A 13,292-nucleotide genomic window follows, 5' to 3' on the forward strand; every position below is an offset into this window, starting at 1 on the left:
CGGTGCACCCGCCCTCGCGGCGCGAGCCGTGGCTCGCGCGCTGCGCTCAAGGTCGCTGGCTGCGCGGCGCGGGCAGGAGCCGCGCGGCCGGCATCGGTGCCGGCACGATGCGCTCGGCCGGCTGCGATTCTGCCGAATGCCCGGGGATGCCCGGCGCGGCCCATTGACCGCGCACCTGCTGGCGCAATTCGTAGAGCTCGGCCGGCGTGAGACGCCGTCCCGCGATGGCTTCGCCGCGGCGCATCTCGTCGCGCTGCGCGGCGCGGTGCGCGGCCACCGCGGACCGCAGGTCGTTGCGGCGCCCCTCGGCCACCCGAAGGAATTCGGCCGCCGAAATCGACGGCACACAGGCACACGCGAGCAGAAGCAGGGGTGCGGCGGATGGAAGAAGTCTCTGCGCAAAAGTCATAGGGCAGAGGCACTGTGCCACCGCCACGCTTACACCGGATGACTGGACCGCGAGCGGTCGCAAGTTTTGTAACTTAGTGTCAGTCTCAAAGCAAATCCGGCTCAACCGGCTTCCAACGCCTTCAGAATCGGCGCTGTTACAAATTCGACGTTGTAGAAATGACTCAAGTTCCCGCTCGCACCGACAAGATCGTGATCGTCGACGATGACGCCCGCATCCGCGACCTGCTTCGCCGCTACCTGACCCAGGAAGGTTTCGAAGTGATCGTGGCCGAGGACGGCAAGGCGCTCAACCGCATCCTGTTGCGCGACACGGTCGACCTGATCGTGCTCGACCTGATGATGCCCGGCGAAGACGGGCTGTCGATCTGCCGCCGCCTGCGTGCCGCCAACGACCGCACGCCGATCATCATGCTCACCGCCAAGGGCGAGGACGTCGACCGAATCGTCGGTCTCGAGGTCGGCGCCGACGACTACCTCGGCAAGCCCTTCAACCCGCGCGAACTGCTGGCCCGCGTGCACGCCGTGCTGCGCCGCCGTCCGCCGCTCGAGGCGCCCGGCGCGCCCTCGACCGAGAACGAGACCGTCACCTTCGGTCCCTTCACCTTCGACCTCGGCTCGCGCACGCTCAAGAAGGACGGCGAGGAACTCTCGCTGACCACCGGCGAGTTCGCGATGCTCAAGGCGCTGGTGCGCCACCCGCGCCAGCCGCTGTCGCGCGAGAAGCTGGCCCAGCTCGCGCGCGGTCGCGAGTTCGAGCCCTTCGACCGCAGCCTCGACGTGCAGATCTCGCGCCTGCGCAAGCTGGTCGAGTCCGACGCCGCGGCACCGCGCTACATCCAGACGGTGTGGGGCGTGGGCTACGTCTTCGTGCCGGACGGCACGGCCTGACGCGGCACCAGCGGTGGCCATCGGCCTCCCCTCCGGAAGAGAAAGTCCCCAGGAGGACGGCGCCCAGGTCACGATGCCGAGCCCGCTCGAGGGCTCGGCGCAGCGTGACCGGCGTCCCGGGCTCAAGCTCGGCTTCAGTCTCTTCTGGCGCACCTTCTTCCTGCTCGCCCTCCTGCTGATCGGCTGCACCGTCGCCTGGCTGCAGACCTTCCGTTCGCTCGAATACGAACCGCGCGCGATCCAGACCGCGCACCAGATCGCCTCGCTCGTGAACCTCACGCGCGCGGCGCTGGTGTACTCGGACGCGATCACGCGCGTGTCGCTGATCAAGACGCTGGCCGACCAGGAAGGCGTGCGCATCCTGCCGCGCGAGCCCAACGACCGCGTGCAGCCCTACACCAGCGGCGCGCTCGACCAGCGCGTGACCGAGGAGCTGATCGACCAGCTCGGTGCCGGCACCACCGTGGCCAGCCGCGTCAACGACGAGGCCGGCCTGTGGATCGGCTTCACGATCGAGAGCGACACCTACTGGCTGCTGCTCGACCCCACGCGCTTCAGCCGCGTGGGCGGGCGCACCTGGCTGGTCTGGCTCAGCACCGCCATGGCGCTGTCGCTCGCGGGCGCGGCGCTGATCACGCGGCTCATCAACCTGCCGCTCAAGCAGCTCTCGCGCGCCACCATGCAGGTGCGCGAGGGCGAGTACGAGGCGCACCGGCTCGACGAACGCGCGCGCACCAACGAGATCCGCGCGGTCAACATCGGCTTCAACCGCATGGCCGACCAGCTCGCCAAGATCGAGCAGGACCGCGCGATCATGCTGGCCGGCATCTCGCACGACCTGCGCACGCCGCTCGCGCGGCTGCGCCTCGAAACCGAGATGAGCGTGGCCGACGAGGATGCGCGCGACCACATGGCGGCCGACATCGCGCAGCTTGACGCGATCATCGACAAGTTCCTCGACTACGCGCGGCCCGACCATGTCGATCCCAAGCCGGTGCTGCTGCGCGACGTGGTCGACTCCTGCACCTACGCCGTGCAGGACTACGAGGAGATGAGCATCACGGTCGACGTGCCGCCCGACCTGCGCGTGATGGGCGACGAGGTCGAGCTCACGCGCGTGATCTCCAACCTGGTCGAGAACGCGCGCCGCTACGGCAAGACGCCCGCCACCGGCATCGCCGACGTGGTGATCCAGGCGCAGGCGAGCAACGACGCGGTGCTGATCAAGGTGCGCGACCGCGGCGCCGGCGTGGAGCCGGCCCAGCTCGCGCAGCTCACCAAGCCCTTCTTCCGCGGCGACGCGGCGCGCACCTCGGCCGCGGGCGCGGGCCTGGGCCTGTCGATCGTGGCGAAGAACATCGAGCGCATGGGCGGCACCTTCGCGCTCACCAGCACGCCGGGACGCGGCCTGGCGGCGCACATCCGCATGCCGCGCGCGATGCCGGCGCCGCCGCGGCCGGTGCAGCCGCCGGTCCGCAAGATCTGAAAGAAAAGAACCGCGCGCTCAGCGGTGCAGCAGCACCACGGCGCGCGCTTCCATCGCGCGGCCCTCGCCCACCGGGCCCAGCTTCTCGGCCGTCTTGGCCTTCACGTTGACCTGCTCGCCCGCGATGCCCAGCGTCTGCGCGATGCGCTCACGCATGGCCGGGATGTGCGGCGCCAGCTTCGGCGCCTGCGCGATCACGGTGCTGTCGACGTTGCCGATCTGCCAGCCCTCGGCGCGCACGCGCCGCGCGGCTTCGGCCAGCAGCACCGCCGAATCGGCGCCGCGGAACTGCGCGTCGGTGTCCGGGAAATGCCGGCCGATGTCGCCCAGCCCCGCGCCGCCGAGCAGCGCGTCGGTGATCGCATGCAGCAGCACGTCGGCATCGGAATGGCCGAGCAGGCCCGTGACATGCGGCACCTCGACGCCGCCGAGGATCAGCTTGCGGCCCGCCACCAGCTGATGGACGTCCCAGCCCTCGCCGACGCGGATGTTGAAGGCCGCGCTCATGCCATCACCTTCTTGCGCGCCAGCAGCAGCGCCTCGGCCAGCGCGAAGTCCTCGGGATAGGTGACCTTGAAGTTCTGCGCACTGCCCGGCACCAGCAGCGGCGCCAGCCCGACCGCCTCGATCGCGCCGGCCTCGTCGGTCACCGCGTCGCCGGCGCGCTCGAGCGCGTCGAGCAGGATGCCGATGCGGAACATCTGCGGCGTCTGCGCGAGCCACTTGTCGGCGCGCGGCAGGGTCTGCGCCACGCGGCTGTCGGCCGTCGACACCTTGAGCGTGTCGGCCAGCCGGTGCGCCAGCAGGCCGCCGACGGCATCGTGCTCGCAGGCCGCGATCAGCGCCTCGATCTGGCTCGGCGTCACGAGGCAGCGCGCCGCATCGTGCACCAGCACCCAGTCGTGCGCGCCGGCGCCCTTCTGCCGCAGCGCCAGCAGGCCGTTGCGCACCGAGGCCGCGCGCGTCACGCCGCCCACGCGCAGCAGGTGCTCGTCCTGCTGCGGAAAGAGGGGCAGCGCGGCGTCCACGTCGCGGTCCTCGGGCGCCACCACCAGCGCGATGCCGGCGAAGCGCCCGACCAGCGCGCGGAAGGCCTCGAGCGTGTGCGCCACCATCGGCGCCCCGGCCAGCCGCCGGTACTGCTTCGGCTGCGGGGACTGCGCATGGCCGGCACGGTGGCCGGAACCGGCGCACGGGATCAGCACGAAGAGGCGGGAGGAAGACATGGCGGGGCGGACGGTCGGCCGGTGCGCCGACAAGCAGAAGAAGGGCCGCCATTCTAGAATCGACCCCATTGCACACCCCTCGCCAGTCGGCGCGGGGTGTTGTGCATTTCCAGCAAGCCTTTATGGACCTCCCCCACCTCACGGCGGGCAAGCGCTTCACGCTGCCGCGCCCTCCGCTGTCGGCCGATGCGCTGCTGCTGGCCCAGCTCGCGCGGCGCGAAAAGGCCGCGGGCCGCGCCACGGCCATGTTCACGGCCGATGCCAACGACGCCCAGCGCCTGATCGACGAGATCGCCTTCTTCGCACCCGAACTGCGCTGCGCCCTGTTCCCCGACTGGGAGACGCTGCCCTACGACAGCTTCTCGCCGCACCAGGACCTGATCAGCGAGCGCCTGGCCACCCTGTGGCGCATCAGCCAGAAGGAAGCCGACGTGGTGCTGGTGCCCGCCACCACCGCGCTCTACCGGCTCGCGCCGCCGTCCTTCCTCGCGGGCTACACCTTCCATTTCAAGACCAGGCAGAAGCTGCAGGACGCCAAGCTCAAGGCGCAGCTCACGCTGGCCGGCTACACCCACGTCACGCAGGTGGTGAGCCCGGGCGAGTACGCGGTGCGCGGCGGCCTGATCGACCTGTTCCCGATGGGCTCGCCCGTGCCCTACCGCGTCGACCTGTTCGACGACGAGATCGACTCGATCCGCACCTTCGATCCCGACACCCAGCGCAGCCTCTATCCGGTGCCCGAGGTGCGGCTGCTGCCGGGCCGCGAGTTCCCGATGGACGACGACGCGCGCGCGCGCTTTCGCGGCCGCTGGCGCGAGCTGCTCGAGGGCGACCCGACCAAGAGCCGCATCTACAAGGACATGGGCAACGGCGTCGCCACCGCCGGCATCGAGTACTACCTGCCGCTGTTCTTCGACGAGACGGCCACCGTGTTCGACTACCTGGGCCCCGACACCACCGTGGTGCTGCACGGCGAGCTCGAGCCCGCGTTCCAGCACTTCTGGCAGGACACCGGCGAGCGCTACCGCCTGGTGCGCGGCGACCCCGAGCGCCCGGCGCTGCCGCCCGAGGCGCTGTTCCTCAACGCCGAGCAGTTCTATCAGCGCGTGAAGCCGCATGCGCAGCTGTCGATCCGCTCGACCGCCGACGCCGCGCCCTTCGCCGAGTTCGACACCCTGCCCGCCTTCTCGGTGGTGCGCGGCGCCGACGATCCGCTGGTGCGGCTCAAGGCCCACATCGCCGCCACGCCGCACCGCGTGCTGATGATCGCGGAGAGCGACGGCCGGCGCGAGAGCCTGCTCGACTTCCTGCGCGCCAGCGGCGTGAGCCCGCCGGCCTTCGATTCGCTGGCCGAGTTCGAGGCCGCTACCGACGAGAAGATCGGCATCGCCACCGCCGCGCTGGCGGCCGGCTTCGCCTGGCGCGAACAGGGCATCGACTTCGTCACCGAGACCGAGCTGTTCGCCACCGGCAGCACCGGCCGGCGCCGCAACAAGAAGCAGGAACAGGTCAGCGACGTCGAGGCGCTGATCAAGGACCTGTCCGAGCTCAACGTCGGCGACCCGGTGGTGCATTCCGCGCACGGCATCGGCCGCTACCGCGGCCTGATCCACATGGACCTGGGCCAGGGCAGCGATGCCGAGGGCAAGCCGCTGCTGCAGGAGATGCTGCACCTGGAGTACGCCGACAAGGCCACCCTCTACGTGCCCGTGAGCCAGCTGCACCTGGTGAGCCGCTACACCGGCGTCAGCGCCGACGAGGCGCCGCTGCACAAGCTCGGCTCGGGCCAGTGGGACAAGGCCAAGCGCAAGGCCGCCGAGCAGGTGCGCGACTCGGCCGCCGAACTGCTCAACATCTACGCACGACGCGCCGCGCGCGAGGGCCATGCGTTTCGCTATTCGCCGGCCGACTACGAGGTGTTCGCCAACGACTTCGGCTTCCAGGAAACCGCCGACCAGAAGGCCGCGATCCATGCCGTGGTGCAGGACATGATCTCGCCGCAGCCGATGGACCGACTGGTCTGCGGCGACGTCGGCTTCGGCAAGACCGAGGTCGCGCTGCGCGCGGCATTCATCGCGGTCACCGGCGGCAAGCAGGTGGCCTTCCTCGCGCCCACCACGCTGCTGGCCGAGCAGCACTACCAGACGCTGGTCGACCGCTTCGCCAAGTGGCCGGTGAAGGTGGCCGAGATGAGCCGCTTCCGTTCTGCCAAGGAAGTGACGACCGCCGCCAAGGGACTGGCCGAGGGCACCGTCGACATCGTGGTCGGCACCCACAAGCTGCTCTCGGAATCGGTCAAGTTCAAGAACCTCGGGCTGCTGATCATCGACGAGGAGCACCGCTTCGGCGTGCGCCACAAAGAGGCGATGAAGGCGCTGCGCGCCGAGGTCGACGTGCTCACGCTCACCGCCACGCCGATCCCGCGCACGCTGGGCATGGCGCTCGAGGGCTTGCGCGACCTCAGCGTGATCGCCACCGCGCCGCAGCGCCGGCTCGCGATCAAGACCTTCGTTCGCAACGAGGGCACCGGCGTGATCCGCGAGGCCGTGCTGCGCGAGCTCAAGCGCGGCGGCCAGGTCTACTTCCTGCACAACGAGGTCGAGACCATCGAGAACCGGCGCCAGAAGCTCGAGGAGATCCTGCCCGAGGCGCGCATCGCCGTCGCCCACGGCCAGATGCCCGAGCGCGAGCTCGAGCGCGTGATGCGCGACTTCGTGGCCCAGCGCTACAACCTCCTGCTGTGCTCGACCATCATCGAGACCGGCATCGACGTGCCGACCGCCAACACCATCGTGATGAGCCGCGCCGACAAGTTCGGCCTGGCGCAATTGCACCAGCTGCGCGGCCGCGTCGGCCGTTCGCACCACCAGGCCTATGCCTACCTCATGGTGCCCGACACCGAGGGCCTGACCAAGCAGGCGGCGCAGCGGCTCGACGCGATCCAGCAGATGGAGGAGCTGGGCTCGGGCTTCTACCTCGCGATGCACGACCTCGAGATCCGCGGCACCGGCGAGGTGCTCGGCGAGAACCAGAGCGGCAACATGATGGAGATCGGCTTCCAGCTCTACAACGAGATGCTCAGCGAGGCCGTGCGCTCGCTCAAGGCCGGGCAGGAACCCGACCTGCTGTCGCCGCTGTCGGTCACGACCGAGATCAACCTGCACGCCCCCGCCCTGCTGCCCGACGACTACTGCGGCGACGTGCACCTGCGGCTGTCGTTCTACAAGAAGCTCGCCACCGCGAAGAACCCCGACCAGATCGACACCCTGCTGGAGGAGATCGTCGACCGCTTCGGCAAGCTGCCGCCGCAGGCCCAGACCCTGATCGACACCCACCGCCTGCGCGTGCTCGCGCGGCCCTACGGCGTGGTCAAGGTCGATGCGGCGCCCGGCGTCATCAACATCACCTTCAAGAAGGATCCGCCGGTCGACTCGATGGCGATCATCCACCTGATCCAGAAGAACAAGCACATCAAGCTGGCCGGCAACGAGAAGCTGCGCATCGAGCGCGAGCTCAAGGAGCCGAAGGAGCGGGCGCAGATGGTGCGCGATGTGTTGCGCAGCCTGGGGCAACCGTTGGTGAAGGAAAGCCCCGCGGCCGTCGTATAAGTGCCTAGCACTTATATAATTGCCGATGTAATTTTTCGGGAGATCCGCCATGTCCCAGATCACGATCTACCTGGACGAAGAGTCCGAGAAAACAGCGCGCGCAGCGGCGGCGGCGGCGAACCTGCCCTTGAGCCGCTGGTTCGCCCTGCTGGTGGCGCGTGAAGGTCAGCGCGGCAAGAAGACCGGTTGGCAGAGCTTCTTTGCCGAAGCCGACAAGCAGAAAGCCGCTTGGGACGAATTCCCCCTGACCGAGGACATGCACAAGGACCTGCCTCCCGATACGCCGCGCGAGTCCTTGTGAAGTACCTGCTGGACACCAACACCCTCATCTACGCCTTTCGCGGCACGGGCGGTGTGCGCGTGCGCATGAATGGCACGAGCGATGCGGACATGAATCTGTGCGCCATCAATCTGTTCGAACTCGAGTTCGGTTTCGCCAAGTCCGCCAACCCGGGCCCGCAGCGTGCGCTGCTCGACGAGTTGGTGCAGCGCCTGCGCGTCCTGCCGCTGGACAGCGCGAGCGCGGAATCGGCCGGTCAGATCAAGGCCCACTTGCAACAGGCCGGTACGCCGATCGGACCCTATGACCTGCTCATCGCGGGCATCGCGATGGCGCACAACCTGATCGTCGTCAGCCGCAACGTCAGCGAGTTCTCGCGCGTGCCCGGCCTGCGCGTCGAGAACTGGTATCACTGAATGACCCTTGCCCCCTCCTCCCCCGGCCTCGTCCTCCAGCGCTTCACGCCGCCGCTCGCCCTCCAGGACTTCAAGCTCATCGCCTTCGACATGGACTCGACGCTGATCAGCATCGAGTGCATCGACGAGATCGCCGATGCCGTCGGCAAGAAGGCCGAGGTGGCCGCGATCACCGAGGCCACGATGCGTGGCGAGATCAAGGACTTCAAGGAGAGCCTGCGCCGCCGCGTCGCGCTGCTGAAAGGCGTGCCGGTCGGCGCGCTGCAGCAGGTCTACGACGAACGGCTGAAGCTCAACCCCGGCGCAGCCGAACTGGTGGCGGCCTGCAAGGCGGCCGGCCTCAAGGTGCTGCTGGTCTCGGGCGGCTTCACCTTCTTTGCCAACCGCGTGAAGGAACGCCTGGGCATCGACTTCGCGCGCTCCAACCTGCTCGACGAGGCCGACGGCCAGCTCACGGGCCAGGTCGCGATGCAGAGCTGGGGCGACATCTGCGACGGCGCCGAGAAGCGCCGCACCCTGCTCGAGGTGGCTTCGCTGATGGGCATCTCGGCGCGGGAATGCATCGCGGTGGGCGACGGCGCCAACGACCTGCCGATGATGGGCGAGGCCGGCCTGTCGGTGGCCTACCACGCGAAGCCCAAGGTGCGCGAGCAGGCGATGGTGGCGATCGACGAAGGCGGGCTCGACCGCCTGCTCGAGGTCGTCCGGCCCTGACCGGTCAGGCCGGGCTGCCGGCCGCCGGCGACCTGGCCGCGGTGCCCAGCAGCCGCTCGCGCATCGACGGCACCACGGTGTCGGCCGCGCGCTCGAGCTGCTCCACCAGGCCGCCCACGCCGACCGCGAAGCGCGCGCCCGAGGCGCTCGAGGCGGAGCCCAGCGCGATGATGCCGATGCCCTCGGTGACCACGCCGCGCGAGAACGCATAGCCGCGCTCGCGCGTCTCCTGCACGCGCGCCTTCACGTAGTCGGCATCGACGTCCTGCCCGCCGGGCTTGAGGCGCGCGTTGCTGCGATGGATGGTGCGCGCCACATGGTCGTCGCTGCTGGCCGCGAGCAGCGCCCAGCCGGTGCCCGACATGCACAGCAGCCGGCGCGTGCCGGGCTGCACGTTGAACTGGATCGCGCGGCTGCCGAAGATCACATGCACGTACTGCGCGTAGATGTCGTTCTCGACGGCGAGGATGGCGGTGAAGCCGGTCTCGCGCGCGATGTCGCCGAGCACGGTGAGCAATTGCCCGCCCTGGAACATCGAGTCCATCACCCAGTCGCCGATCGAGGCCAGGCGCGGCGTGGCGAGGTAGGCGCGCAGCGAGGAGTCGTAGCGCAGGTAGCCCAGCGTGGCGACGCTCTTGAGCAGCACCTGCGCGCTCGACAGCGGGTAGCCGAGCCGCTCGGAGATCTCGCGCACCGTCACCGGCCGCCGCACCTCCCGCAGGTACTCGAGCACCTGAAACACCCGCCCCGCCGTCTTGATGACCGATTGCTCCACTTCATGTTCTCCGCGGTCCCAGCCGGCATGTTGCGCGCTCGACCGCCCGGGCCGGACCGCGCGCGATGCTACTGCAACTCGATGCCGGTGATGCCCATCAGCCGCTTCCAGCGCTCGATCTCCTCGGCCTGGTAGCGGCGCAGTTCGGGCGCCGAGGACATGATCAGTTCGGTGCCCTGCTTGCGGTAGTAGGCCTGGATCTCGGGCGTCTGCGCGGCCTTGGCGAACAGCGCACCGAGCTGCTCGAGCGCGGCCGGCGGCGCCTTCGAGCTCACGGCGGCCGCGACCCAGTTGAACGCCAGGTAGTCGGGATAGCCGGCCTCGCCGACGGTGGGCACCTCGGGCAGCACGATCGAGCGCTTGGGCGCGGTGAAGGCCAGCGGCCGCACGCGGCCCGAGCGCGCGAGTTCGTTGGCGCCGGTGGCGTCGACCACCGCGAAATCGACCTCGCCCGTGAGCACCGCGTTGACGGCCTCGCCCGCGCCCTTGTAGTTGATGCCGGCGGTCTTGATCTTCGCCATCTCGTTGAACCACTCGGAGTAGAGCGTGTACGACATGGAGCCGCTCGCGTAGTTGAGCTTGCCCGGCCGCTTGCGCGCATCGGCCACGAGCTCGGCCAGAGAGCGGTGGGCCGAGGCGGCCGGCACGATGACCAGGCAGGCGCCGCGCGACAGCAGCGTGATCGGCGCGAAGTCGGCGATCGGGTCGTAGGGCAGCTTGCGGAAGGTGGCGGCGTTGGTGGTCAGCGTCGAGTTGCTGCCGATGAACACCGTGTGGCCGTCGTGCGGCGGATTCAGCGCGGTCTGCACGCCGATGAAGCCGTTGCCGCCGGGCTTGTTCTCCACCGTCACCGCCTGGCCCGACAGATCGCCGATGCCCTTGGCGAACAGCCGCGCCGTGATGTCGGTGCCGCTGCCGGGCGGGAACGGCACGATGAAGCGCATCGCGTGCGAAGGAAAGGCCTGCGCCTGCGCGCGGCCGGGCAAGCCCGCGGCACCGGCCAGCGCCGCGCCGGTGCCGAGCAGCAGCCGGCGGCGGTCGCGAGAGAAATCACTCATGGGGTCGTCTCCTGGTTTCCTGTCTTCAGCGCCGCGAGCCCAAGAGCTCGCGCGCCACCACCCAGCGGTGCACCTCGCTGGGTCCTTCGTAGATGCGCATCAGCCGGGTCTCGTTGGCCATCTGCTGCAGCGGCATTTCCTTGGTCATGCCCATGGCGCCGAAGACCTGCATCGCCATGTCGATCACCTCCCAGGCCATCTCGGTGGCGTAGACCTTGATCATCGAGACCTGCGAGCGCGCCTCCTCGCCGCGGTCGATGCGCGCGGCGACCTCGTAGGTCATGAGGCGGCAGGCGTGGATGCGGGTGGCGGCATCGGCCACGCCCCACTGCACGCTCTGGCGGTCGGACAACAGCGCGCCGAAGGTCTTCCGCATCGGCGCGTACTCGCAGACCATGTCGAGCGCGCGCTGGGCGCGGCCGATGCACCAAGCGGCCATCTGCACGCGCCGGCTCGACAGCCGCGCCTGCATCGGCGCGAAGCCCTGCCCTTCCTGGCCCAGCAGCTGGCCGGCGCCGACGCGGCAGTCCTGCAGCACCACCTCGTAGGTCGACACGCCGCCGAGCATCGGGATGCGGCGCTCGACGATGAAGCCCGGCGTGTCCTTGTCGACGATGAAGGCCGAGATGCCGCCGCGCGAACCGAGCGCCTTGTCGGTCACGGCCATCACGATGGTCCAGTCGGCGCGCGCGGCACGGCTGATCCAGATCTTGCGGCCGTTGAGCACCCAGTTGCCCTGCGCGTCGCGCTCGGCGCGCGTGCCCATCGCCGACGGATCGGCGCCCGCGCCGGGTTCGGAGATCGCGATCGCCGAGACCGTCTCGCCGCGCGCATAGGGCGCGAGGTAGCGCTCGGTCTGCGCCGCGTCGGCCGTCTTCAGCAGCATGCGCAGGTTCGGCGAATCGGGCGGCAGGTCGTAGGGCACGATGGTCTTGCCGAGTTCCTCGTTGACGCCGACCATCGCCGTCACCGGCAGGTCGGAGCCGCCGAGTTCGGCCGGCGCATCGAGCCCCCAGAGCCCGAGCTCGCGCGAGAGCGCGTCGAGCCGCTCGTGCTCCTCGGGCATCAGCATCAGCTGCCCGCCCTCGGCTTCGCGCCTCAGCACCGCCGGCTCCAGCGGCAGCAGTTCGTCGCGCACGAAGCGCGCGACCAGGTCCTTGAGCATGCGGTGCTCGTCGTCAAGTTCGAAGTTCATGCCCCGCCCCTCACTCGCCGGCCACCGCGCGGCTGGCCTTGAGCCGCGCGATGGCTTCCTCGCCGAGGCCGGCCTCGCGCAGGATCTCGCTGGTGTGCTGCCCCACCGTGGGCGCCTGGCGGTACACGCGCGTCGGCGTGGCCGAGAAGCGCGCCGTGGGCCGCAGCTGGCGGATCGGCCCTTCGGTCGGATGCTGCGCGTCCTCGAACAGGCCCACGGCCTTCAGGTGCGGATGCGCGGGCAGGTCGTCGAGCGCATAGATCGGCGTGGCCGGGATGTCGAGCTTCTCGCACAGCGCCATCCACTCGGCCGTGGTCTTCAGCGGCGACAGCTCGCGCAGGTGGCCGTAGAGCGCGCGCACCTGCGCGTTGCGCTCCTGCCGGTTGGCGATGCTGTAGCGCTCGGCCAGCTCGGGCCGGCCGACCTCGACGAAGAAGGCCTGCCAGTGGCGTTCCGTGTAGGGCAGCATGCTGATCCAGCCGTCGCGCGTGCGCGCCGGCTTGCGCCCGCCCTCGAGCAGCCGCGGATAGCCGGCCTTCACCGCCGAACCCTGGAAGGTCATGCCGCCCATGTGCTCGGCCAGCACGAAGGCCGCCATGGTCTCGAGCATCGGCACCTCGACGTACTGGCCCCGACCGCTGCGCTCGCGGTGCAGCAGCGCGGCCAGCACCGCGTTGCAGACCGCGAGGCCGGTGGTCTTGTCGGCGATCAGGCTGGGCGTGTAGTCGGGCTGCTCGCGCCCCACCGAACCCACGCCCACCAGCCCGCAGGCGGCCTGGATGATGTCGTCGAAGGCCGGCTTGTCGCGGTGCGGGCCGTCCTGGCCGAAGCCGGTGGCGGCGCAATACACCACCTTCGGGTTGAGCTTCGCCACCGCCTCGTAGCCGAGCCCGAGGCGCTCGACCGCGGCCACGCGCATGTTGTGCACCACCACGTCCACCTGCGGGATCAGCGCGCGCAGCGCGGCCACGCCCTCGGGCGACTTGAGGTCGACCGCGAGCGAGCGCTTGTTGCGGTTCACGGCCAGGAAGATCGAGCTCATGCCCGGGTTCTGCGAGATGCCGTTGGCGCGCATCATGTCGCCCTCGGGCGGCTCGACCTTGATCACGTCGGCGCCGTAGTCGGCCAGCATCTGGGTGGCCAGCGGGCCGAGCACCACGGCCGTGAGGTCGAGCACGCGGATGCCCTGGAGCGGGCCCGAGGGCGCATTGGAAGTCGTATCGGTCATAGAGAAG

General features: G+C 69.8%; 13 protein-coding genes. 6 read left to right on the plus strand and 7 right to left on the minus strand.

Annotation, left to right across the window (positions count from 1 at the left end; translation table 11 throughout):
* Positions 1–46 precede the first annotated feature (46 nt).
* On the minus strand, positions 47–409 hold the full coding sequence (locus INQ48_17195; GenBank protein QRF55158.1) for a hypothetical protein: 363 nt from the start codon (positions 407–409) through the stop codon (positions 47–49).
* Positions 410–567: 158 nt separating this feature from the next.
* Here INQ48_17195 and ompR point away from each other — a divergent pair, with 158 nt between their 5' ends.
* Positions 568–1,299: a two-component system response regulator OmpR gene (ompR, locus tag INQ48_17200; GenBank protein QRF55159.1), complete on the plus strand. Its 732-nt coding sequence runs from the start codon at positions 568–570 to the stop codon at positions 1,297–1,299.
* A gap of 73 nt (positions 1,300–1,372) precedes the next feature.
* Positions 1,373–2,785 carry a HAMP domain-containing protein gene (locus INQ48_17205; protein QRF55160.1) on the plus strand — a complete coding sequence of 471 codons (1,413 nt, stop codon included), beginning with the start codon at positions 1,373–1,375 and terminating at the stop codon, positions 2,783–2,785.
* Positions 2,786–2,803: 18 nt separating this feature from the next.
* On the opposite strand, the gene INQ48_17210 is transcribed toward INQ48_17205, so the two are convergent.
* A complete protein-coding gene (locus tag INQ48_17210; GenBank protein QRF55161.1) occupies positions 2,804–3,292 on the minus strand; it encodes a 2-C-methyl-D-erythritol 2,4-cyclodiphosphate synthase in 489 nt (162 codons plus the stop codon).
* Positions 3,289–4,011: a 2-C-methyl-D-erythritol 4-phosphate cytidylyltransferase gene (locus tag INQ48_17215; protein ID QRF55162.1), complete on the minus strand. Its 723-nt coding sequence runs from the start codon at positions 4,009–4,011 to the stop codon at positions 3,289–3,291. The genes INQ48_17210 and INQ48_17215 overlap by 4 nt, the downstream gene beginning before the upstream one ends.
* A 122-nt stretch (positions 4,012–4,133) precedes the next feature.
* Here INQ48_17215 and mfd point away from each other — a divergent pair, with 122 nt between their 5' ends.
* The 4 genes from mfd to serB are packed head-to-tail and all read left to right on the plus strand — an operon-like array spanning position 4,134 to position 9,029.
* Positions 4,134–7,619 (plus strand): transcription-repair coupling factor, encoded by a 3,486-nt coding sequence (gene mfd / locus INQ48_17220; protein ID QRF55163.1) that lies wholly within the window; start codon positions 4,134–4,136, stop codon positions 7,617–7,619.
* A 49-nt stretch (positions 7,620–7,668) separates the two neighbouring features.
* Entirely contained in the window at positions 7,669–7,920 is a 252-nt protein-coding gene (locus tag INQ48_17225) for a CopG family transcriptional regulator (GenBank protein QRF55164.1), read from the plus strand.
* Complete coding sequence (locus INQ48_17230) at positions 7,917–8,315, plus strand: type II toxin-antitoxin system VapC family toxin (GenBank protein ID QRF55165.1); 399 nt, start codon at positions 7,917–7,919, stop codon at positions 8,313–8,315. Before INQ48_17225 ends, INQ48_17230 begins: the two co-directional genes overlap by 4 nt.
* Positions 8,316–9,029, plus strand: a complete 714-nt coding sequence (gene serB / locus INQ48_17235; GenBank protein QRF55166.1) for a phosphoserine phosphatase SerB — start codon at positions 8,316–8,318, stop codon at positions 9,027–9,029.
* A gap of 4 nt (positions 9,030–9,033) precedes the next feature.
* Here serB and INQ48_17240 read toward each other — a convergent pair whose 3' ends face one another.
* From INQ48_17240 to INQ48_17255, 4 genes are all read right to left on the minus strand, one after another.
* Positions 9,034–9,804, minus strand: coding sequence for a helix-turn-helix domain-containing protein (locus INQ48_17240; protein QRF55167.1), 771 nt, complete (start codon positions 9,802–9,804; stop codon positions 9,034–9,036).
* Between the two features lie 68 nt (positions 9,805–9,872).
* Complete coding sequence (locus tag INQ48_17245; protein ID QRF55168.1) at positions 9,873–10,862, minus strand: tripartite tricarboxylate transporter substrate binding protein; 990 nt, start codon at positions 10,860–10,862, stop codon at positions 9,873–9,875.
* 25 nt (positions 10,863–10,887) lie between these two features.
* Entirely contained in the window at positions 10,888–12,057 is a 1,170-nt protein-coding gene (locus INQ48_17250; GenBank protein ID QRF55169.1) for an acyl-CoA dehydrogenase family protein, read from the minus strand.
* 10 nt (positions 12,058–12,067) lie between these two features.
* The gene (locus tag INQ48_17255; protein QRF55170.1) at positions 12,068–13,285 is read right to left on the minus strand and encodes a CoA transferase; all 1,218 of its coding nucleotides are present in this window, start codon (positions 13,283–13,285) and stop codon (positions 12,068–12,070) included.
* Positions 13,286–13,292: the final 7 nt, after the last annotated feature.

Source organism: Variovorax paradoxus, from assembly GCA_016806145.1.
GTDB lineage: Bacteria > Pseudomonadota > Gammaproteobacteria > Burkholderiales > Burkholderiaceae_C > Variovorax.